This window comes from Afipia clevelandensis ATCC 49720 (assembly GCF_000336555.1).
In the GTDB taxonomy this organism is placed as follows: Bacteria; Pseudomonadota; Alphaproteobacteria; order Rhizobiales; family Xanthobacteraceae; genus Afipia; species Afipia clevelandensis.
This window is the reverse complement of sequence record NZ_KB375281.1, coordinates 2,034,067-2,054,614: the sequence shown is the minus strand read 5'-3', so window position 1 is coordinate 2,054,614 and position 20,548 is coordinate 2,034,067. Positions and strand designations below refer to the sequence as shown.

The following is a 20,548-nucleotide window of genomic DNA, read 5'->3' as shown; positions in this document are numbered from 1 at the left end:
GTTTCAATCCTGTCTGAACTGTGCTGACACAGCCGACGAACGAATTTCGCGGCTGCAGCACAAATAGGCAAGCAAAGTCGCAAGAACGAGCTTGTGTGATCCTCACTTTGGAGGCAGTCTAATAAATAACGCACAAATGTTCGTTCATCGAACTTTCTTCAATCCACGATGCGACGACACGAGAGTGCGACGAAAGAAATCGCCGTTGGCAGCGGATTTACACCCGCAAACCCTCGCGCGATGTCGTGGAAAGGTTTTCAATCGCCGAAGCATGTCGGCGGACCGGAGCGTTGCATGACTGCGTCATCGGCGTCCGGAAACAACCCTCTCGGGAGCGGAAGGACGACACAGCCATGATGAGCCAGGAGCAGAACGATCTGATCACCCGCACCGGGCGCGCCGATCCTTGCGGCAAGCTGATGCGGATGTATTGGCAGCCAGCAGCTCTGGTCGATGAACTCGAAGGCCCGCGCCCGGTCAGGGCTGTGCGGTTGCTTGGCGAAAACTTCGTTCTGTTCCGCGACGAGCAGGGCCGCTATGGCCTGATGGATCGCGATTGCCCGCATCGCGGGGCGGATCTCGCTTTCGGCCGTCTTGAAAATGGCGGCCTGCGCTGCGCCTTCCATGGCTGGCTGTTCGATGTTCAGGGCAATTGCCTTGAGACGCCGGCGGAGCCGGTCGGCTCGGTGCTCTGCAAAAACATCAAGCAGCGCGCTTATCCTGTCGTCGAGAAGGGCGGCATCCTCTGGGCCTATCTCGGCGAAGGCGAACCGCCGGCGTTTCCAGAGATCGACTGCTTCGTTGCGCCCGATGCCTATACGTTCGCATTCAAGGGCCTGATCGAATGCAACTGGCTGCAGGCGCTGGAGGTCGGCATTGATCCGGCGCACGCCTCGTTCCTGCATCGCTTCTTCGAGGATGAGGATCTGGAAAAATCCTACGGCAAGCAGTTCCGCGGCGCCTCCGCGGGCACCGATTTGCCGATGACCAAGATTTTGCGCGAATACGACCGCCCGATCATCAATGTCGAGAAGACCGAGTACGGACTTCGCCTGGTCGCGCTGCGCCAGATCGACGACGAGCGCACGCACGTCCGCGTCACCAATCAATTGTTCCCGCATGGCTTCGTCATTCCGATGAGTCAGGAAATGACCATCACGCAGTGGCATGTGCCGGTCGATGATACCCATTGCTACTGGTATGCGATCTTCACCAGCTACTCGACGCCGGTGGACAAGAAGAAGATGCGCGAACAGCGCCTCGAACTCTACGAACTGCCGGACTACGTCTCGCGCAAGAACAAGACCAACGACTACGGTTTCGATCCGCATGAGCAGGCCACCGAGACCTATACGGGCATGGGCCTCGACATCAACGTGCACGATCAGTGGGCTGTGGAATCCATGGGCGCGATTCAGGATCGCACCCGTGAACATCTCGGCCAGTCCGACAAGGCAATCGTGCAGTATCGCCGCCTGCTGCGTCAGGAAATCGAGAAGGCGGTGGGCGGCACCAGGCCGCTGCTGTTCCTTGACGAAGCCAATGCACGTGCGATTCAGGGACCGGCCACGATGGACGGCATCGGCCCGACGCGCGGCTGGGAAATTTACTGGATGGAAGTCGACGTGAAGCGGCGGCGCGGTGCGCCCTGGGCTGCGCCGGTGCCTGCGGAGATTGCGGAGAAGGTGCCGCATCTCACCGCAGCCGAATAAGGCCTGATCGAACTCATGTCAGGGAAAGCAAGTTCGTTGAGTTTTGTCGCGCGGCATCGCCTCTGGTCGGAGGAGCAGAACGAGGCGGCAGTCCGGCTCCGGCGCATTGCCGAGGAGCAGGGGCTGCAGACCATCCGCTTCTCGTTCCCGGATCAGCATGGGATCCTGCGCGGCAAGACGCTGGTTGCCGAAGAAGCGCTGCGCATTCTCGAGAACGGCTGCACCATCACCACCACGATGCTCGCGAAGGACACTTCGCACCGCACGGTGTTTCCGGTGTTCACCGCGGGCGGCGGTTTCGGGATGGCGGAGATGCAGGGCGCGGCCGACGTCCTGATGATTCCCGATCCGATGACTTTTCGCGTGCTGCCGTGGGCGCCGACCACGGGCTGGGTGCTCTGCGACGTGCATTTCGCCGATGGCCGTCCGGTGCCGTTCGCGACGCGCGGTCTCTATAAGTCTGTTTTGAGCAAGTTGTCCGCGCGTGGCTACGACTTCAAGGCGGGTCTTGAAGTCGAGTTTCATGTCTTCAAGGTCAACGACCCGAAGATGCAGCCGGCGCATGCGGGCCAGCCTGGCGAGCCGCCCGATGTCAGCCTGCTGTCGCACGGCTATCAGTATCTGACCGAACAGCGCTACGACCAGATGGAGCCGGTGCTGGAACTGATCCGGCGCGATGTGGTCGCGCTCGGCCTGCCGTTGCGGTCCATCGAAGTTGAGTTCGGCCCGAGCCAGTGCGAGTTCACCTTCGCGCCCGCGGTCGGTCTCGATCCTGCCGATACCATGGTGCTGTTCCGCAGCGCCGTGAAGCAGATTTGCCATCGCCACGGCTATCACGCCACCTTCATGTGCCGCCCGCGTATTCCCAATGTGGTCTCGTCCGGCTGGCATTTGCATCAGTCGCTGGTGTCGAAGGCCGATGGCCGCAATGCCTTCATGTCCGACAGCGACGGTGAATTCCTCTCGGCGTTCGGCAAGGGCTATCTCGGCGGCCTGCTGGACCATGCCCGCGCGGCCACCGTATTCACAACGCCGACCATCAACGGCTACAAGCGCTACCGCTCCTATTCGCTGGCGCCAGACCGCGCGATCTGGGGCCGCGACAACCGGGGTGTCATGATCCGCGTGCTGGGCGGCCCGAAGGACCCCGCCACACGGTTTGAGAACCGTGTCGGCGAGCCTGCGGCTAATCCTTACCTTTATATGTCGTCGCAAATCCTGTCCGGACTCGACGGCGTGGACCGCGCCATTGACCCCGGCCCGTCAGCCGATACACCTTACGAGGCCAAGGCGAGCCTGTTGCCGAAGTCGCTGCGTGAAGCTGTTTTTGCGCTGCACGACGATCCGTTCTTCCGCAACGCAATGGGTGCCGAACTGGTGGACTACTACGTGCATATCAAGAACGCCGAGATCGAGCGCTTTCAGGCAGAAGTCACCGAATGGGAGCAGCGCGAGTATTTCGAGATGTTCTGACCGCACGCGGTGGATGATACAACAAAGCAAAATAACAGGAGCAGGGGATCAATATGAACAAGGCACTCAAATATGCATGCGCGCTGTCGGTCGCCGGATTGATGTCCGGTCTGGCGCAGGCCGACACCATCAAGGTCGGCGTGATCGGAACCATGTCCGGCCCATACGCGCTGTTCGGCCAGAACTTCAAGGCAGGCATCGACGCCTGGGTGGCGGAACATGGCAGCAAGGTTGCCGGCCATGATGTCGAATTCATCTATCGCGACGAGGAATCGCCGAACCCGGCGAAGTCCAAGGCCTTGGCGCAGGAACTGATCGTCAAGGATAAGGTGCAATACATCGCCGGCCTTTACTTCACGCCGGACGCCATGGCGGTGGCACCGCTGCTGGAAGAAGCCAAGACGCCGATGATCGTGTTCAACGCAGCGACCTCGGCCATTGTCGAGAAGAGCCCCTATATCGTCCGCACCTCCTTCACGATGTGGCAGAACACCGTTCCGGCCGCCAAGGTCGCGAAAGCCAAGGGCGCCAAGAAGGTCGCCATCGCCGTGACCGACTACGGTCCCGGCATCGACGCCGAAGCGGCGTTCAAGAAGACCTTCGAGGCCGAAGGCGGCACGATCGTCGAAGCGATCCGCATGCCCATCGCCACCACCGATTTCAGCCCCATCATGCAGCGGATCAAGAGTTCGGGCGCCGACACCATCTTCACCTTCCTGCCCGCCGGTCCTCCGACGCTCGGCTTTGTGAAGGGCTATATCGACAACGGCCTGAAGGCGTCGGGTGTCAAGCTTATCTCGACCGGCGACGTGGTGACCGAGCCCGACCTGCCGAACATCGGCGACAACGGCCTTGGCATTCTCTCGACCTATCACTATGCGGTGTCGCATGCGTCGCCTGAGAACAAGGCATTCCTTGAGCGGCTCGCCAAGGTCGGCACCAGCGCCGACAACGTGACCATGACATCGGTCGCGGCCTACGACGGCGCGCGCGTGATCTACAAGATGATCGAAGCCACCAAGGGCCAGCGCGATCCGGAGAAAGCTGTCGCCGCGGTCAAGGGCATGAAGTGGGTCAGCCCGCGCGGCCCGGTTTCGATTGACCCCACGACGCGCCACATCACGCAGAATGTCTATCTGCGCGAGGTTGCGAAGGACGGCGGTAAGCTCATCAACAAGGAGCTTCAGACCTTCGAGGCCCAGCCTGATTGGGCCCTGGTCAAGTAAGCGGCCTGTTCGATGTGATGTGATTGGCGCGGGTTCGCCCGCGCCAATCCTTTCATCTAGCCCGACTGAACGAGCGATGCGGCACAGCCCGGACTCCATCCGATTCAGTAATGCGCGGGTCTACCGGTCCGCCGATGATGCGCGTCCGGCCCGTTCGCTGATGACGCGCAAGGGCGTCGTTCACTGGATCGGTGATGAGGCCGATGCGCCGAAGGCGGATCAGACCGTCGACATGCAGGGCGCGACGATCATTCCCGGCCTGAGCGACGCGCATGTGCATCTGTTCGCCATCGCCCATGAGCGGCAGCAGATTTCGCTCAATGGGGCGAATGTCCGCAATATGAGCGACATTCTCAATCGGATTTCGGAAGCCGCGCGAAAAGTCCCCGCCGGACGATGGATCAGGGCCGTCGGCTTCGACGAGAACAACCTCGCTGAGCATCGCTATCCGACGCGCAACGAAATCGACGCGGTGGCGCCGGATCATCCTGTGATTATCCGCCGCTTCTGCGGCCACACCGCCATCCTTAACAGCGCGGCGCTGAAACGGCTTCACATTGATGATGGTGTGTCCGATCCGCCGAGCGGATCGTTCGGGCGCGATGCGTCGGGAAAGCTCGACGGCAGCGCCAAGGAAAGCGCGGCCGAAGCGATCTTCCGCGCTATTCCGCCGATTGATCCGGCGGCGATGGCCGCTTCGTTGCGCGCGACCATCGGGGACAGCATCCGCATGGGTCTGACCGCCGCGGTTGAGGCGGCGGTGGGCTTTACAAGCGGATTCGATGACGAGTTCGCGGTATGGAATTTGCTCCGTCAGGACGCATCGTTCTCGCCGATCCGTCTTGGGTTCATGTACCAGCTCGATCCGAAAGATGCCGCCGCGCGCGGCCTGACCCCGCGCCGCGATCCCAACTGGCAGGGGATGACGCTGAAATTCTTCGCCGATGGCATTGTCGGCGCGCGCACCGCCGCCGTGAGCAAGCCGTTTGCTGACGCCGCAACGACCGGCTTCTTCATGCGCGATGAAGACGACCTTGAGCGCGTCATCGTCGAGGCGCACCGGGCTGGCTGGCAGACCGCGACCCATTGCGTCGGCGACCGTGCTTCCGCGCGTGTGATCTCCGCTTTCGAGAAAGCGGAAAAGGCGCTGCCCGGACAAAAGCCGCGTCACCGCATCGAGCATTATTTCGTTCCGCCGGAGGGTGGCCTTGCGCGCATGAAGGCGCTTGAGGCGCTGATTGTCACCCAGCCGAGTTTTCTGGCGCGGATGCGACGTTCGATCCTCGGTGCGTTCGGACCGGATTCCGATAGGATGTATCCCGCACGTTCGGTGATGGAGGCGGGCGTGACCTGGGTCGGCAGTTCCGATGCGCCGACCGGTCATGTGTCACCGTGGGTCGGAATGGCGAATGCGGTGGATCGCGGTGCATCGCTCGGCGCGCCGATTGGGCCGGGCGAAGCGCTGACCCGCCGTCAGGCGCTTGGCAGTTATATCCATGGCGGAGCGTTTGCGATGAAGCAGGACGACTGGCGCGGTAGCTTGGCGCCGGGCATGGCGGCGGACTTTATCGCCCTCGACCGCGATCCGTTTGATGTTTCCACCGATCTAGTCAAAACAGGCGTACTGATGACCGTGCTGCGCGGGGTGGTGCGTCATGATACGCTGACGGCGGGACAGGCTGCGACGATGGAGGCCGAGTTTCACTGATGCTGACCGCCCTGAGCATCCTGCTGGACGCGATTGCCTATGGCATGGTGCTGTTCACGATTTCCATCGGTCTGTCGATCATGATGGGCCTGATGCGCGTGGTGAATCTCGCCCATGGCGCATTTGCGATGATCGGCGGCTACCTTGCGTCCTATGCGCTGAAGACCCTCGGCGTCAGTTATCCGCTTGCCATCGTGCTGGCGGTGGCGGGCACCATCCTCATCTCCATTCCGTTCGAGGTCCTGCTGTACCGGCGCATCTATCGCCATTCCGATGCGCTAACCCAGCTTCTGCTGACCATCGGCATTACGTTCGTCATTATCGGTCTCGCCAATTTCGCACTTGGCCCGACCTCCAAGCCCATTCCTCTGCCGGCGGCGCTGAGTGGCCCGTTCGATCTCGGCTTCCGCATGATTTCGACCCATCGCTTGCTGGTGATCGCATGCGGCCTCGCCACGGCGCTGGCGCTGTGGCTGCTGATCGACAAGACGGAATTCGGCGTGCGGATGCGCGCGGCGGTCGATAACGGCGATATGGCTGAATCTCTTGGTATCCGCACGCAATGGATCTATTCGGCGACCTTCGCGCTGGCCGTCGGCCTTGCCGCGTTCGGCGGCGTTCTCGGCGCGGAGATGCTGCCGATCGAGCCGTTCTATGCGCTGCGTTATATGGTGACGTTTCTAGTCGTGGTCTCGGTCGGCGGTGCGGGCTCGATCATGGGCGCGCTGGCCGCATCGCTGTTTCTGGGTCTTGCGGACACCACGGGAAAATATCTGGCGCCAGAGTTCGGTGAATTCTTCTTCTATCTGGCGGTGATCCTGACGGTGTTCATGTTCCCGCGCGGTCTTCTCGGGCGGGCGCACGGATGACCGATCAAGCGATCAAGTCCGAAGTGCCGCATCAGGGCTTTCAGTTCCGGCAGGAAACCCTTGGTCTGCTGACCATCGCGCTGGTCGGCGCGTTCGGCTATTTCGCATTCCCCGACGATCTTGCTTTCCTGACGCGGCTTATCAGCATCACATTTCTCGTTCTCTCGCTCGATCTCGTCACCGGCTACTGCGGCGTCGCGACGCTGGGGCAGGCGGCCTTGTTCGGTGTCAGCGCCTATGCGGTCGGCAATGCCTGCATCGCGGGCGTGACCAATCCGCTGCTGCTGCTCGTGATCGGCGCGTTCACCGGCTCGATCATGGGTTTGATTTCCGGCGCGCTGATTACGCGCTTTCACGGCCTGCCGCAGCTCGTGCTGTCCATTGCTATCGGTCAGCTTGTCAGTTCATTGGCGAACAAGCTGTCGTCATGGACGGGCGGAAGCGATGGGTTGTCCGGCATCTCGCCGGGAAAGATCTTCGGTGTGTTCGGTTTCGATATGTACAGCCGCACCTCATACATCTTCTCGCTGGTGACGCTGGCCGTTGTCATGGTGCTGTTGCTGCGCTTCGTCCGTTCGCCGTTCGGCCTGCTGTGCCGTGGCATCAAGGATGATCCCCTGCGTGCCCTGATGATCGGTGCGTCGGCCTATCCACGGCTTGTGTTGATGTATGGCGTTTCGGGAATCGTTGCGGGCATCGGCGGCGCGCTGATGGCGATCAACACCGGTGTCGTTGGTCTCGACAGTGTCAGCTTTGAGCGTTCCGCCGAGGTGCTGGTCATGCTGGTGCTCGGCGGAGCAGGAAACCTGTGGGGCGCGCTGGCCGGCGCAGTGATTTTCCAGGTCTTCGAGCACATCGTTTCTGCGGCCAATCCATTCCACTGGATGACGCTGGTCGGTCTGTTGCTCATTATCATTGTCATCTTCGCCCCTCGCGGCCTCGGCCATGGTGCTGCGTCGCTCTGGACATCGCTCTTGCAGCGGAGGCGTGGATCATGAGCACGCTGCTCGAATTGCAGAGCGTCTCGAAGTCGTTTGGCGGCCTTCATGTCAACAGCGACGTGTCCTTCAGTCTCGGCAAGGGCGATCGGGTGGCGCTGATCGGCCCCAACGGAGCGGGTAAAACCACACTGGTCAATGTGATGTCCGGTGATCTTGCGCCGTCCGAAGGCCGCATCTTTTTTGAAGGCAACGATGTCACCGGCGTTTCCATTCCGGGGCGGGTGCAACTGGGGCTGGCGCGGACCTTCCAGATCACGCGCCTGTTCACCAGCCTGTCGGTCGCGGAAAACGTCGCGCTCGCTGTCATGCAGCGCAAGGGTATGACGCGGCGGTTCTTCTCGGTGGCGACATTCGCGCCGGCGGTTCGCGACGAGTGGATGCATATTCTGGGGATGCTCGGCATCGCCCATCTGGCGCAGCTTCCGGTCACGAAACTTGCCTACGGTCAGCAGCGGCTGCTCGATCTCGCCATCGGCCTTGCGCTGACGCCGAAGGTGTTGCTGCTGGACGAACCGGCGGCAGGGGTTCCGCATGACGAAGCACCAAAGATTCTGGATGCGATCAATCGCTTGCCATCCGATATTGCCGTGCTGATGATCGAGCACGACATGGACCTCGTGTTCCGGTTCGCGAAGCGGGTGCTGGTGCTCGCCAATGGCCGCCTCATCTTCGAGGGCAGTCCGGACGAAGTCACAAAGGATGACGAAGTGCGCCGCGCCTATCTTGGGAGCTATGCCGATGCCAGCCGCACGGCTTGAGGTCGAACGCCTGAGCGCGGGCTACGGCCCGACGCAGATCGTGTCGGAGATGTCGTTCGAGGTTCCGGCCGGCGGCCGCCTCGCGATCCTCGGGCGCAACGGCGTCGGAAAGACGACGCTGCTCGCAACGCTGATGGGGCTGTCGACGCGACATCATGGCCGTATTCTTGCGGACGGCAAAGACATTAGCGCATTGCGTACATCGGCGCGCGCGCTCTGCGGGATGGGCTACGTTCCGCAGACCCGGGATATTTTCGGCTCACTCACTGTCGAGGAAAACCTTTCCACCGGCTTCAAGACCCGGCAGCGTGACGGTCTCGATGGAATTTATCAGATGTTCCCGCGGCTGGCGGAGCGGCGTCGGCATCTCGGACTTCAATTGTCCGGCGGCGAGCAGCAGATGCTGTCGATGGCGCGAACGCTGCTGGGCAGACCGTCAATCCTGCTGCTGGACGAGCCTTTGGAAGGACTTGCGCCGGTGATTTGCGATCAGTTGATGGAGACGATCTATCGGCTGGCCACCAGCGGCGACATGACCATCCTTCTGGTCGAACAGCAGATCGAGCGTGCGCTGAATTTTGCGGATCGCGTGATGGTGGTGGAACGCGGACGTGCGGTCTGGGAGGGCGAATCCGCGGAACTGAAGTCCGATCGGGCGCTGGTGAACCGGCTCCTCGGTGTGGGTATTCACTGATCGAATGCGTAGTGTAACGGCGTCAACAAGAAGAAGATGGTCATGGCTCTGATCTATCCGCGAGACAGCAACGCAGCCCACGCGCCGCGCCTGTCGCCCGCCTACAAGAGCACCGTGCTCCGGTCGCCAACCAAGCCGCTGCTTGTCATTCCGCACACGCTGTCGGAACTGACCGGGCCGGTCTATGGCCATGAGACGGTACGCGAGAATGACAATGACCTCACCATCCAGCACAAGGGCGAGCCGCTCGGCGAGCGCATCGTCGTTCATGGCCATGTGCGCGATGAAGACGGACGCGGTGTGCCGAACACCTTGCTGGAAATCTGGCAGGCCAATGCGTGCGGTCGCTATATTCACGTCGTCGATCAGCATCCCGCGCCGATCGATCCGAATTTTACCGGAGCTGGCCGCGCGCAGACGGACGCGCGAGGATACTATCGCTTCGTCACCATCAAGCCGGGCGCCTATCCGTGGGGCAATCACCACAACGCCTGGCGGCCTGCACATATCCATTTCTCGGTATTCGGGCATTCCTTCATCTCGCGTATTGTCACGCAGATGTATTTCCCGGGTGATCCGCTGTTCGCGTACGATCCGATCTTCAATTCAGTGACGGATGAGAAGGCGCGGATGCGGATGGTGTCGAGCTTCGATCTCGAAAACACCAAACCCGACTGGGCGCTGTGCTATCGCTTCGACATTGTATTGCGCGGGCGCAACGCCACGCCGCTGGATCACGACTGATGAGCAACATTACGCCTTCACAGACTGTCGGCCCTTACTTCAAATACGGACTGACGCCCGGCAGCGATTACGCATGGAACGATGCGTTCAGCAGCGATCTGGTCACGCCCGATGTCTCCGGCGAACGCATCCGCATAGTCGGGCAGGTGTTCGACGGCGAAGGCAAGGTTATTCCGGATTCGATGCTCGAAATCTGGCAGGCGGATTCGCAGGGACGTTTCGCCGATCCGCAGGATACGCGCGCCGTCGCCAATGTGGCGTTCAAGGGCTTTGGCCGCTGCGGCACAGATGCAAACGGCGGGTTCGAGTTCCGCACCATCAGGCCGGGTCCGGTGCCGGGTCCCGGCGGCAAGCCGCAGGCGCCGCATATTCTGCTTGCGGTCTTTGCGCGCGGCATGACCCAGCAGGCGATCACGCGGATTTACTTTGCGGATGAGTCTGCAAATGCGGACGATCCGATCCTCGCGCTGGTTCCTGCCGAGCGCCGCGCGACACTGATCGCCAGCCGTGCGCAGGGCGATGCCGCGATGTACCGGTTTGACATTCATCTGCAAGGCGACAGGGAAACGGTATTTTTCGATCTTTGATCGCGGTGGCCGAATGCCGCGTGCGTGGGCGCGGTCCAAATTTTGAACGGCTCCAGTTTCTAATAGCTCTAAAGTCACCTGCCGCCGGTTGAGCAGCGCGGTGCGGATGGTCATAGTGCGAGCCAGAGCAGCGCGCGAATGAACAGCCTTTTCAACCTCATTGTTGACGACTACCAGATTCTGGATGGCGAGAATCGACCTGTCGAAGACACGTTTTCTCAAAGCCTGATCTGGCTGGACAATCCCGGCTGCCTTCTTCAGCCCGGCAGCTTCGACCTGCCGGCCGAGCTTCGCACCCACGCGGTGATGAAGCCGGGTCTTTATATGACCATCGTGCTGGAAGGCACCGGCGAGAGCTTCGCAGACGACGGACCTGAGAAGGTCCGCTACACCCAGAATCATCTGCTGGCGATGGCGATCCGTGAACCGACGCCCTGCAGTGGCGCGGCACCCCGCGGCCCGATCCGCGCAGTCGGCGTCGGATTTCCGCGGGCGTCGATTGCGGCGCTGGGCCTGGAGCAGGCTTTTGTCGATCTGTTCAGGGCGACGGAGCGGCCTGTCGTGGCGTTCTCGGTGCAGGTGCCGCCGCGCATTCAGGCCATCGCGGCGGAAATCCTCTCGCCATCGCTGGACGGGCAGGCCGCGCGCCTGCTGATGAGCGCGCAGGCGACCGAAATTCTGGCGCGGGGCATCTTTGCACTGCGCCACAATCTTGAACTGAGCAATCCGGTCGATCACAAGCGGGCGCGTCTGCAGGCCGCGAAAGACATGATGGATGCGGATCTGCGATATCCATGGTCGATCGCGGAACTCGCGCGCCGGGCAGGGTCCAGCCGCCGCTCGTTCAACCTGCGTTTCCGCGCGGCCTATGGTGTCAGTGCGATCGACTATCTCAGGGCGCGGCGGCTTGAGGTCGCGCGCGAGGCGCTGGTCTATCAGAACATGACCGTGACCGAGGCGGCGGATCTTGTCGGCTATACGAATCCGGCGAATTTCGCGACCGCCTTCCGCAAGCATTTCGGCTCGGTGCCGAGCCTCTACCGCAGCCAGCCACTTTCCTGAAGCCGCTCGTCAGCACAGGCGGCAGCGCAGTGCGTCTTAAATGCCGCACTTGCGCGCCAACACCTCCACCTTTGAGAAGGTCAACATACGATCAAAGGGTTTTTGCGCGTCCGCAAAGGCGGTTGCCGATCAAATCTGCTTTCTCCGCTAGAGGGCTGAAAAGCCGGGCGAAATGGGGAATTCAAGATGCAGCGGCTGTTGTCGAGGGATGTTCTGCGCGTGACCATGCGGAGCGCGCTGGGTGTGGCGATTTTGGGAAGTGTCTGTCATGCAACGCCTTCGTTCGCGCAATCCTCGGAACCGCCATCGGAAAAGCCGTCAGCGACCACTCTTCCGGAAGTGCGGGTAGCAGGACAGCGGACCCGTCCGCGCCGCGCGCCGCGCGTCGCTCCGGCGCCTGCGCCGGTGCAGCAGCCCGCGCCTGTTCAGGCCGGTGAAACCGGAACCGGTCCGGTGGTCGGCTATTCCGCCCGCCAGAGCGTGACGGCGACCAAGACCGACACGCCGCTTCTCGAAACGCCGCAGTCCGTCTCTGTCGTGACGAAAGATCAGGTTCAGGATCAGGGCGCGCAGTCGGTTCAGGACGCGCTGCGTTATACGCCGGGCGTCTCGCTGCAGGGCTATGGCGCCAACGCCTTCTTCGACGGTGTCAAGCTGCGCGGCTTTGATGCTCCGCGTTACCTCGACGGGCTCCGCCTGCCAACGGACAGCACCACCTTCGCCATGCCGAAGATCGAGCCGTACGGTCTTGAGCGTATCGAGGTGCTGAGAGGGCCGTCGTCCGGTCTTTATGGTCAGTCCGATCCGGGCGGCCTGATCAACATGGTCAGCAAGCGTCCGACCGCGACGCCGCACTATGATTTTGAAACCACCTTCGGCAATTTCAATTACAAGCAGGGCGCCTTCGATATCGGCGGCCCGATCGACAAGAACGGCGAGTTTCTCTATCGCATCGTGGGTCTGGGCCGCCTGGCCGATACCCAGACCGATTTCATGCAGGACAACAAGATTTTCATTGCGCCGAGCTTCACCTGGCGGCCGACGAACGACACCAGCTTCACGATCCTGTCGCAGTACCAGAAGATCGACAACAAGGGTTATCAGCAGTACGTGCCGGGACAGGTCTCGTTCCTGCCAAATCCGAACGGGCCGGTGCCGTACAGCCGTTATCTCGGCGAGCCTTCGGTCGACGGCTACAAGCTCGAACAGAAAATGATCGGCTATGCGTTCGAGCATCGCTTCGACAACAACATCCAGTTCCGGCAAAACATGCGCTACACGGAGGTCACGAACGATCTCCAGAGCACGCGATCGGAAGGAATGGATCCGACCAACCCAACGCAATCGGTCGCGCGGTCCTATAACTACGTGAAAGCCAGCGCCCAAAACGTCGCTCTCGACAATCAGCTTCAGGCGGACTTCCGGACTGGTATCCTGACTCACAAGGTTCTGGTCGGTGCCGACTATCTTCACCAGACCGGAAGTGTCGATTACCGGAATCAGGGTTCGATCATTTATTTCCCATTTGGATCGTTTCCATCGATCAATGCCTACAATCCGGTTTATGGCGCGGCGGTGCCGTCATTCACCTCTCTGACGCCATTTATTCTGAACGACAACAAGATCGATCAGGTCGGTATTTATGCGCAAGATCAAATCAAGCTTGATCGCTGGACGCTGTCCCTCACCGGTCGTCAGGATTTTGTGAACAGCGAACTGATTTCAAAGGCCGTCTACCCGCAAGCCGGAACCTATCAGCGTTCCGACTCGGCGCAGACCGGGCGCGTGGGCCTGAATTACCTGTTCGATTTCGGCCTTTCTCCATATATCAACTATTCGACGTCTTTCGTTCCGAATACGGGCGCGGGCCTCGACCTGAAACCGTTCAAGCCGACGACCGGAGACGGGAAGGAGATCGGCGTGAAATTCATGCCGAACGGCACGAACCTTATGCTGTCGGCCGCGCTGTTCGAGATCAATCAGAACAACGTCTTGACGGGAAATCCGCTCAATCCGTTTCTGTCCATTCAAACCGATGCAGCCCGTTCGCGCGGGTTTGAATTCGAGGCGCGGGGCAATGTCACCCGTGAACTCGAAATCATTGCCGCGTACACGAAAATCGACGCCAAGGTGACCAAGAGCCTTACACCCGCAAACGTCGGCAAGTATCTGAATGGCGTGCCGCTCGATCAGGGATCGCTGTGGGCGAAGTATACCTGGTTCGATGGCAGCCTCGCAGGCTTGGGCATTGGCGCTGGCGTGCGTTATGTCGGCGAGAGCTATGGCGACGCCACTAATTCCTTCGTGTTGCCGTCCTATACGCTGTTCGATGCCAGCGTGAGCTATGATCTTGCTTATGCCCGCCCCGATCTCAAGGGCTGGAAGGCGCAGATCAACGCCACAAATCTTGCAAACAAGTATTACACGGTGTCATGTCTGACCGGCCTTCCATATTGCGGCCTTGGAACGGCCCGCACTGTCCTCGGCACGCTGAAATACTCCTGGAACGAAGGGAAATAAAATTGGCGGGCACCGGCAAATCATTGCGCCGATGGGGTTGGGTCCACAAGTGGTCCAGCATCATCTGCACCGTGTTCATGCTGATGCTTTGCGTCACCGGCCTGCCGCTGATCTTCCATCATGAGATCGACCACCTGCTGCATGACGAAGTGCAGGCGGAGCAGGTGGCGGAAGGCGCGCCGCTGGCCAGCCTCGATCTCGTGGTGAAGAACAGCCTGACCAAAGATCCTGGAATGGTGCCGCATTTCCTGATCTGGGATCCGGATGACGCCAATGCGCTGATGGTCAGCATCGGCAAGACGCTGGAAGGCAACCCGTCCGATAACCGGATCGTTCGCGTGGCCGCGCACACCGCGCAGTATCTCGACGCGCCGGATGTCACCGGCCGTTTCACGTACATCATGCTGAAGCTGCACACCGACATGTATGCCGGTCTGCCGGGAAAACTCTTTCTCGGGCTGATGGGCATCCTGTTCTGTGTTGCGATCATTTCGGGCATCGTGGTCTACGCGCCGTCGATGCGGAAACTGAAGTTCGGCACTTACCGGCGCGACCGGCTGCGCGTGGTGCGATGGCTCGACATCCACAATCTGACGGGCATTGTGCTGGTGATGTGGATGCTGGTGGTCGGCTTTACCGGCGTCATCAACACCTGGGCCGAACTGGTTATCAAGATCTGGCAGTTCGGCCAGCTTGCGGAGATGACCGCGCAATACAAGGACAAGCCGCTGCCGGCGCATCCGTCGTCGATCGATGCCGCTGTGCAGGTGGCCATCAAGGCCGAGCCGAATATGAAGCCGGCCTTCGTTGCTTTTCCCGGGACGATTTTCAGCAGCAAGAGCCACTATGCTGTCTTCATGAAGGGCAATACCCCGCTGACCGCCAAGCTGCTCAAGCCGGCGCTGATTGATGCGGAAACCGGCGTGCTCACCGACAGCCGCGATCTGCCATGGTATGTCTCGACACTGCTGATCTCGCAGCCGCTGCATTTCGGTGACTACGGCGGCATGCCGCTGAAGATCATCTGGGCCATTCTGGATATCATCACCATCGCCGTGCTGATCACCGGATTGTACCTGTGGCTGCGCCGGAGGCAGTCGGGCGTCAGCGTCGAGCGTGTCGTCGTCGATGCCGCGGCGTCGGATCACCGTCCGGTCTATCCATCATGAAGCCCGTGCCGCGGCCACGCCGCCAGACCAACGGCCAGATTTTCGCAGTCCCGATGGTGCTCGGTGTCTTGAGCATCATCGGTCTTGTCTCCGCGCTGGTCGGAGACGGCGTGTGGGATGGCGTATCCTGGGCGACGCTGACGATCCCGATCCTGCTCTGCGGATATTTCTTCCTCAAGCGCGGCTGAAGCGGGAGGGATAGCGATGAGCGACGGCTCCAGTCCCGACGGCGGCAAGGTGGCGGACGAGACTGCGCTGCGCACCGTTTATCCAAAAGTCTCAAAGCCCATCCGCGACAAGGCCATCGACTATCTCGATGACTTCGCATTGAGGTTTCTCGCACTCTCACCGTTTTTCTGTGTCGGCACCAGCCGGCCGGACAGTCTTGCGGATGTGTCGCCGCGCGGCGGTGAACCGGGTTTCGTCCACGCGCTTGGGCCGAAGCAACTGGCCTTTCCGGACCGGCCCGGCAACAACCGGCTCGACACGCTCACCAACATCATGCATGCGCCCGCCGTCGGGCTGCTGTTCTTCATTCCCGGGATTGAAGAAACCCTGCGCATCAATGGTACGGCGACGGTTTCGGTTCATGACGACCTGATGAGCAGGTTCGCGGTGGACGGCAAGCGTCCGCGCTCGGTCATCGTCGTCGATGTGGTGGAGGTCTATCTCCATTGCAGCAAGGCGCTGAAGCGATCCGAATTGTGGAATCCCGAAAAGCATGTCGCCCGCACACGTTTGCCGACATGGGGTGAGATGCTGCGCAATCAGGGCCGTGCGTTTGTGCCGGCCAAGCTGATCGACTTCGTGATCGGGCAGGACGCGAAGCGGAATCTCTATTGAAGCCGATTGCGGCCCATGTATCCTGAACCGATAAGCACCCAGAGCCGGTAAGGCCGTGCAATGTCCGGTTGCAGCGGTCAGCGCAGCAGCCCTCATCGGTTCAGGGGGAAATCAATGTCAGGCCAAACCTACAGGGCGGCGCAGGCCGTCGGCGGCGGCAAGCTCGAACTGGCGACGTTGCCAATGCGTGAGCCGGGCGCGGGCGAAGTCCGCATCCGCGTTGAGGCCTGCGGCATCTGTCATACCGACGTGCTGACGGTCGACGGCGGATATCCCGGCATTGCCTATCCGCGCGTGCCGGGTCATGAGGTCGTTGGCCGTATCGACGCGCTGGGCGCCGGTGTCTCGCACTGGCGGGTCGGGCAACGTGTCGGCGTTGGCTTTCTTGGCGGCAGTTGCGGCCAATGCGAGTTCTGCCGGCGCGGCGATCTCATCAACTGTAAAAATCAGGTGCTCTCCGGTATTCACTACGACGGCGGCTATGCCGAAGTCATGATCGCGAAAGATCGCGGACTGGTCTCAATCCCCGATGACATGTCCTCCATTGAAGCTGCACCGCTGCTGTGCGCAGGTGTCACCACATTCAACGCGCTGCGCAAGTCGCCTGCGCTGGCCGGTGAACTGGTTGTGATTCACGGCCTCGGCGGCCTCGGCCATCTCGCGGTGCAGTTTGCCCGGTATATGGGTTTCCGGACCGTTGTTGTTGCGCGCGGAGCGGACAAGGCGGAACTGGCCATGAAACTCGGCGCGCATGCCTATATCGACAGCGAGGCCGAGAATGCAGCGAAAGCCCTGCGAAAGATGGGCGGCGCCAGCGTTGTGGTCGCCACCGTATCCAGCACAGCGGCGATGGCGCCGCTGATCGGCGGGCTGAAACCGCACGGACAACTGGCGGTGGTCGGCGCCGGCCTTGAGCCGCTGAAGGTGAATGTCGGCGATCTGATTTTCGGCGAGCGGTCCATCATCGGCATCAACACCGGATCGCCGATCGAGATCGAGGACACGCTCGGCTTCAGCCAGTTGCAGAACATCCGCGCGATGACGGAAGCGTTTCCGCTTGAGCAGGTGGCCGAGGCCTATGAACGCATGCACGGCAACAAGGCCCGCTTCCGTGTTGTGCTGACGATGGGCGCGTGAGATCGCCGGCCGGGATCACACCGGCAGCGCGATGGAATACTTCACCTGACTGAGCGCGAAGCTGGATTCGATGGAGGCGATGCCGTCGAGGCGCGTCAGCTTGGTCTTGATGAAATTCTCATACGAGGGCAAGTCGGCAGTGACGACGCGGAGCAGATAGTCGCGAGTCCCCGTCATCAGATAGCATTCCAGAACTTCCTTCCACTTCGAGATCGCCTTGGCAAAGCGGTCGAGGTCTTCCTCCTTCTGCCGCTCCAGCTTGATCGAGATGAACACGCTGACCGGAAGTCCGACCGACTTCTGATCAACCATCGCGATATAGCGCGTGATGACGCCGCGCTCCTCGAGCAGTTTCACCCGGCGATGGCAGGGTGACACCGAAAGCCCGACCTGATCGGCCAATTCCTGCATGGTGACACGGCTGTCGGCCTGCAGAATCGTCAGGATCTTGCGGTCAATCGCATCGAGATCGGTCATTAGAACAGAATCTCACAAAATTCGGTGTTATTGGTATGGTATACCAACAATACTGCGTTGGTCGAGATTATTTGAGATTTTTGCGCGGGCCGAGAGGATTAGCATTGAGGCTCGATCCAATCCCGGTGACCGCCATGTCCATCGACCCCTCGCGTCTGGAAATCCTCTCGGCCCTCACGAAAAAAGTTCTGTGGCTGTCGTCGTGGACCATCCATCACGCCAATCACGTCCGGCCGGACTCCGACGGCCTCAAGGTCGGCGGCCATCAGGCCTCATCAGCGTCATTGGCGACGATCATGTCGGCGCTGTATTTCGGCGTGCTCAAGCCCGAAGATCGCGTGGCGGTGAAACCGCATGCCAGTCCGGTGTTCCATGCGATTCAATATCTGCTCGGCCAGCAGACCCGCGAGAAGCTGGAGAATTTCCGCGGCTTCAAGGGCGCGCAATCCTATCCCTCGCGCACCAAGGACATCGACGACGTGGATTTCTCCACCGGCTCGGTCGGTCTCGGCGTAGCGCAGACGCTGTTCTCGTCGCTGGTGCAGGATTATGTGAAGTCGCACGGCTGGATGAAGGATCGGCCGGAGGGGCGGATGATCGCGCTGGTCGGCGACGCCGAACTCGACGAAGGCAATATCTTCGAGGCGTTGCTGGAGGGCTGGAAGCAGGGCCTGCGCAACACATGGTGGATCGTCGATTACAACCGCCAGAGCCTCGATGCGGTGATCCGCGAAGGCCTGTGGGAAAAGTTAGAGACCATGTTCCGCAATTTCGGCTGGGACGTGGTGATCGTGAAATACGGCAAGCTGATGCAGGCTGCGTTCGCGGAGCCGGGCGGCGAAGCGCTGCGCAAGTGGATCGATACCTGTCCGAACCAGATGTACGCGGCGTTGTGCTTTCAGGGCGGCGCGGCGTTCCGCAAGCATCTGCTCGACGATATCGGCGATCAGGGCGCGGTGACGAAGCTGATCGAAAAGCGCAGCGACGAAGAACTGCTGGCGCTGATGTCGAATCTCGGCGGTCACGATATGGCCAGCATGCTGGAGGCTTTCGAGGCGGTCGATCACGACCGGCCGGTGTGCTTCATCGCCTACACCATCAAGGGCGTCGGCCTTCCGTTCCAGGGCCATAAGGACAACCACGCCGGGCTGATGACGGTTGCGCAGATGGAAGCATTCCGCACCGCGCAGAATATTCGCCCCGGTCATGAGTGGGACCGGCTGGAAGGAATTAAGCTCGATCACACGCGCATCGAAACCTTTCTGAAGAACGTGGCCTTTGCACGCGATGGTGCGCGGCGGTTCGATGCGCCGACAATCGAGGTGCCCGCGAAGCTGAACGTAACGCTGACGCCGCGCATGGCGACGCAGCAGGGCTTCGGCCTCGTGCTGAATGAGCTTGCGCGCGGCGATACGAAGCTGGCCGAACGCATTGTCACCACATCGCCCGACGTGACCGTGTCCACCAATCTCGGGCCGTGGGTCAACCGCCGCGGCTTGTTCGCCATGGCGGAAAACACCGATCTGTTCCGCAAGGAGAAGATTCCGTCGACCTTCGCGTGGGATTATTCGCCGAAGGGCCAGCATATGGAGCTTGGCATCGCGGAGATGAATCTCTTCATCATGCTCTCTGCGCTCGGCCTGTCGCATTCCATCAACGGCGCGCGGTTGCTGCCGGTGGGCACGCTGTACGATCCCTTCATCGAGCGCGGTCTCGATGCCCTGAATTACGCCTGTTATCAGGACGCGCGTTTCATGGTGGCGGCGACTCCGTCGGGCATCACGCTGGCGCCGGAAGGCGGCGCGCATCAGTCGATTGCCACGCCGCTGATCGGCATGGCGCAGGACGGGCTGTCCTCGTTCGAGCCTGCCTTCGTAGATGAACTGGCGGTGATCATGCGCTGGGGCTTCGAGCATATGCAGCGCGACGATGACGGCGGCTCGATCTATCTGCGGTTGTCGACGCGCACGCTGGATCAGCCGCAGCGCACGATGACGCCTGAACTCGAAAGCGATATTGCCGCGGGCGCGTACTGGCTGCGGCCTCCGGGGCCGAACGCTGAACTGGTGATTGCCTATACCGGCGCGGTCGCGCCGGAAGCGATCGAGGCGACGGGACTGCTCGGCGAGAGCAGGAGGGACATCGGTCTGCTGGCCATTACATCGGCGGACCGTCTCCATGCCGGCTGGACCGCATCACGCAAGCTGCGCCGCGCCGGTGGGCCGCGCGAGTTGAGCCATATCGAGCGTTTGCTGTCGCCGTTGCCGCGCGACTGCGGACTGATTACGGTGATTGACGGTCATCCTGCGACGCTGGCGTGGCTCGGCAGCGTGCAGGGCCATCGCGTCGAGGCGCTTGGCGTCGAGAAATTCGGCCAGACCGGCACCATCGGCGACCTCTATCGTCACTATGGTATCGACACCAACAGCATCATCGACGCGGCGGCCAGCCTGACCTTCGGCGCGCCGATCCGGCATCGCAAGACGGCGGTCTGAGCGGGCCGTAACTGGCGGATTTAACCACTTGCGCAGTCCGCCGAAATGCCGAGTTGACCACGCGCGGCAACGG

The 20,548-nt window shown here is 61.2% G+C and carries 18 protein-coding genes; 17 read left to right on the top strand and 1 reads right to left on the bottom strand.

The genetic code is table 11. The annotated features are described in order from the left end of the window. The first annotated feature begins 353 nt into the window (after positions 1-353). The 16 genes from HMPREF9696_RS09815 to HMPREF9696_RS09740 all read left to right on the top strand — a co-directional run bounded on the left by HMPREF9696_RS09815 (position 354) and on the right by HMPREF9696_RS09740 (position 17,503). Entirely contained in the window at positions 354-1,712 is a 1,359-nt protein-coding gene (locus HMPREF9696_RS09815) for an aromatic ring-hydroxylating dioxygenase subunit alpha (protein WP_002712837.1), read from the top strand. Positions 1,713-1,727: 15 nt separating this feature from the next. Continuing rightward, on the top strand, positions 1,728-3,185 hold the full coding sequence (locus HMPREF9696_RS09810) for a glutamine synthetase family protein (protein WP_002712836.1): 1,458 nt from the start codon (positions 1,728-1,730) through the stop codon (positions 3,183-3,185). Positions 3,186-3,238: 53 nt separating this feature from the next. Beyond that, positions 3,239-4,411 (top strand): ABC transporter substrate-binding protein, encoded by a 1,173-nt coding sequence (locus HMPREF9696_RS09805; RefSeq protein ID WP_002712835.1) that lies wholly within the window; start codon positions 3,239-3,241, stop codon positions 4,409-4,411. A 76-nt stretch (positions 4,412-4,487) separates the two neighbouring features. Further along, positions 4,488-6,119: an amidohydrolase gene (locus HMPREF9696_RS09800; protein WP_002712834.1), complete on the top strand. Its 1,632-nt coding sequence runs from the start codon at positions 4,488-4,490 to the stop codon at positions 6,117-6,119. Then, on the top strand, positions 6,119-6,988 hold the full coding sequence (locus HMPREF9696_RS09795; protein WP_002712833.1) for a branched-chain amino acid ABC transporter permease: 870 nt from the start codon (positions 6,119-6,121) through the stop codon (positions 6,986-6,988). The genes HMPREF9696_RS09800 and HMPREF9696_RS09795 overlap by 1 nt, the downstream gene beginning before the upstream one ends. Further along, positions 6,985-7,986: a branched-chain amino acid ABC transporter permease gene (locus HMPREF9696_RS09790; RefSeq protein WP_002712832.1), complete on the top strand. Its 1,002-nt coding sequence runs from the start codon at positions 6,985-6,987 to the stop codon at positions 7,984-7,986. The genes HMPREF9696_RS09795 and HMPREF9696_RS09790 overlap by 4 nt, the downstream gene beginning before the upstream one ends. Then, positions 7,983-8,747: an ABC transporter ATP-binding protein gene (locus HMPREF9696_RS09785; protein WP_002712831.1), complete on the top strand. Its 765-nt coding sequence runs from the start codon at positions 7,983-7,985 to the stop codon at positions 8,745-8,747. Before HMPREF9696_RS09790 ends, HMPREF9696_RS09785 begins: the two co-directional genes overlap by 4 nt. Next, the gene (locus HMPREF9696_RS09780) at positions 8,728-9,441 is read left to right on the top strand and encodes an ABC transporter ATP-binding protein (RefSeq protein ID WP_002712830.1); all 714 of its coding nucleotides are present in this window, start codon (positions 8,728-8,730) and stop codon (positions 9,439-9,441) included. The genes HMPREF9696_RS09785 and HMPREF9696_RS09780 overlap by 20 nt, the downstream gene beginning before the upstream one ends. Positions 9,442-9,483: 42 nt before the next feature. Continuing rightward, positions 9,484-10,185 (top strand): protocatechuate 3,4-dioxygenase subunit beta, encoded by a 702-nt coding sequence (gene pcaH / locus HMPREF9696_RS09775; RefSeq protein WP_002712829.1) that lies wholly within the window; start codon positions 9,484-9,486, stop codon positions 10,183-10,185. Next, the gene (gene pcaG, locus HMPREF9696_RS09770; protein WP_002712828.1) at positions 10,185-10,772 is read left to right on the top strand and encodes a protocatechuate 3,4-dioxygenase subunit alpha; all 588 of its coding nucleotides are present in this window, start codon (positions 10,185-10,187) and stop codon (positions 10,770-10,772) included. The genes pcaH and pcaG overlap by 1 nt, the downstream gene beginning before the upstream one ends. A 138-nt stretch (positions 10,773-10,910) precedes the next feature. After that, positions 10,911-11,834, top strand: coding sequence for a helix-turn-helix domain-containing protein (locus tag HMPREF9696_RS09765; protein WP_002712827.1), 924 nt, complete (start codon positions 10,911-10,913; stop codon positions 11,832-11,834). Positions 11,835-12,020: 186 nt separating this feature from the next. Further along, the gene (locus tag HMPREF9696_RS09760) at positions 12,021-14,354 is read left to right on the top strand and encodes a TonB-dependent siderophore receptor (protein WP_002712826.1); all 2,334 of its coding nucleotides are present in this window, start codon (positions 12,021-12,023) and stop codon (positions 14,352-14,354) included. Positions 14,355-14,356: 2 nt separating this feature from the next. Further along, entirely contained in the window at positions 14,357-15,523 is a 1,167-nt protein-coding gene (locus HMPREF9696_RS09755) for a PepSY-associated TM helix domain-containing protein (RefSeq protein ID WP_002712825.1), read from the top strand. Continuing rightward, positions 15,520-15,711, top strand: a complete 192-nt coding sequence (locus tag HMPREF9696_RS09750; protein WP_002712824.1) for a hypothetical protein — start codon at positions 15,520-15,522, stop codon at positions 15,709-15,711. The genes HMPREF9696_RS09755 and HMPREF9696_RS09750 overlap by 4 nt, the downstream gene beginning before the upstream one ends. Positions 15,712-15,727: 16 nt before the next feature. Next, positions 15,728-16,366: an MSMEG_1061 family FMN-dependent PPOX-type flavoprotein gene (locus HMPREF9696_RS09745; protein ID WP_002712823.1), complete on the top strand. Its 639-nt coding sequence runs from the start codon at positions 15,728-15,730 to the stop codon at positions 16,364-16,366. Positions 16,367-16,480: 114 nt separating this feature from the next. Continuing rightward, positions 16,481-17,503: an alcohol dehydrogenase gene (locus HMPREF9696_RS09740; protein WP_002712822.1), complete on the top strand. Its 1,023-nt coding sequence runs from the start codon at positions 16,481-16,483 to the stop codon at positions 17,501-17,503. A gap of 15 nt (positions 17,504-17,518) precedes the next feature. Here HMPREF9696_RS09740 and HMPREF9696_RS09735 read toward each other — a convergent pair whose 3' ends face one another. Further along, positions 17,519-17,980 (bottom strand): Lrp/AsnC family transcriptional regulator, encoded by a 462-nt coding sequence (locus tag HMPREF9696_RS09735; RefSeq protein WP_002712821.1) that lies wholly within the window; start codon positions 17,978-17,980, stop codon positions 17,519-17,521. 134 nt (positions 17,981-18,114) lie between these two features. On the opposite strand from HMPREF9696_RS09735, the gene HMPREF9696_RS09730 reads away from it, so the two are divergent. Further along, a complete protein-coding gene (locus tag HMPREF9696_RS09730; protein ID WP_040301346.1) occupies positions 18,115-20,475 on the top strand; it encodes a transketolase in 2,361 nt (786 codons plus the stop codon). Positions 20,476-20,548 lie beyond the last annotated feature (73 nt).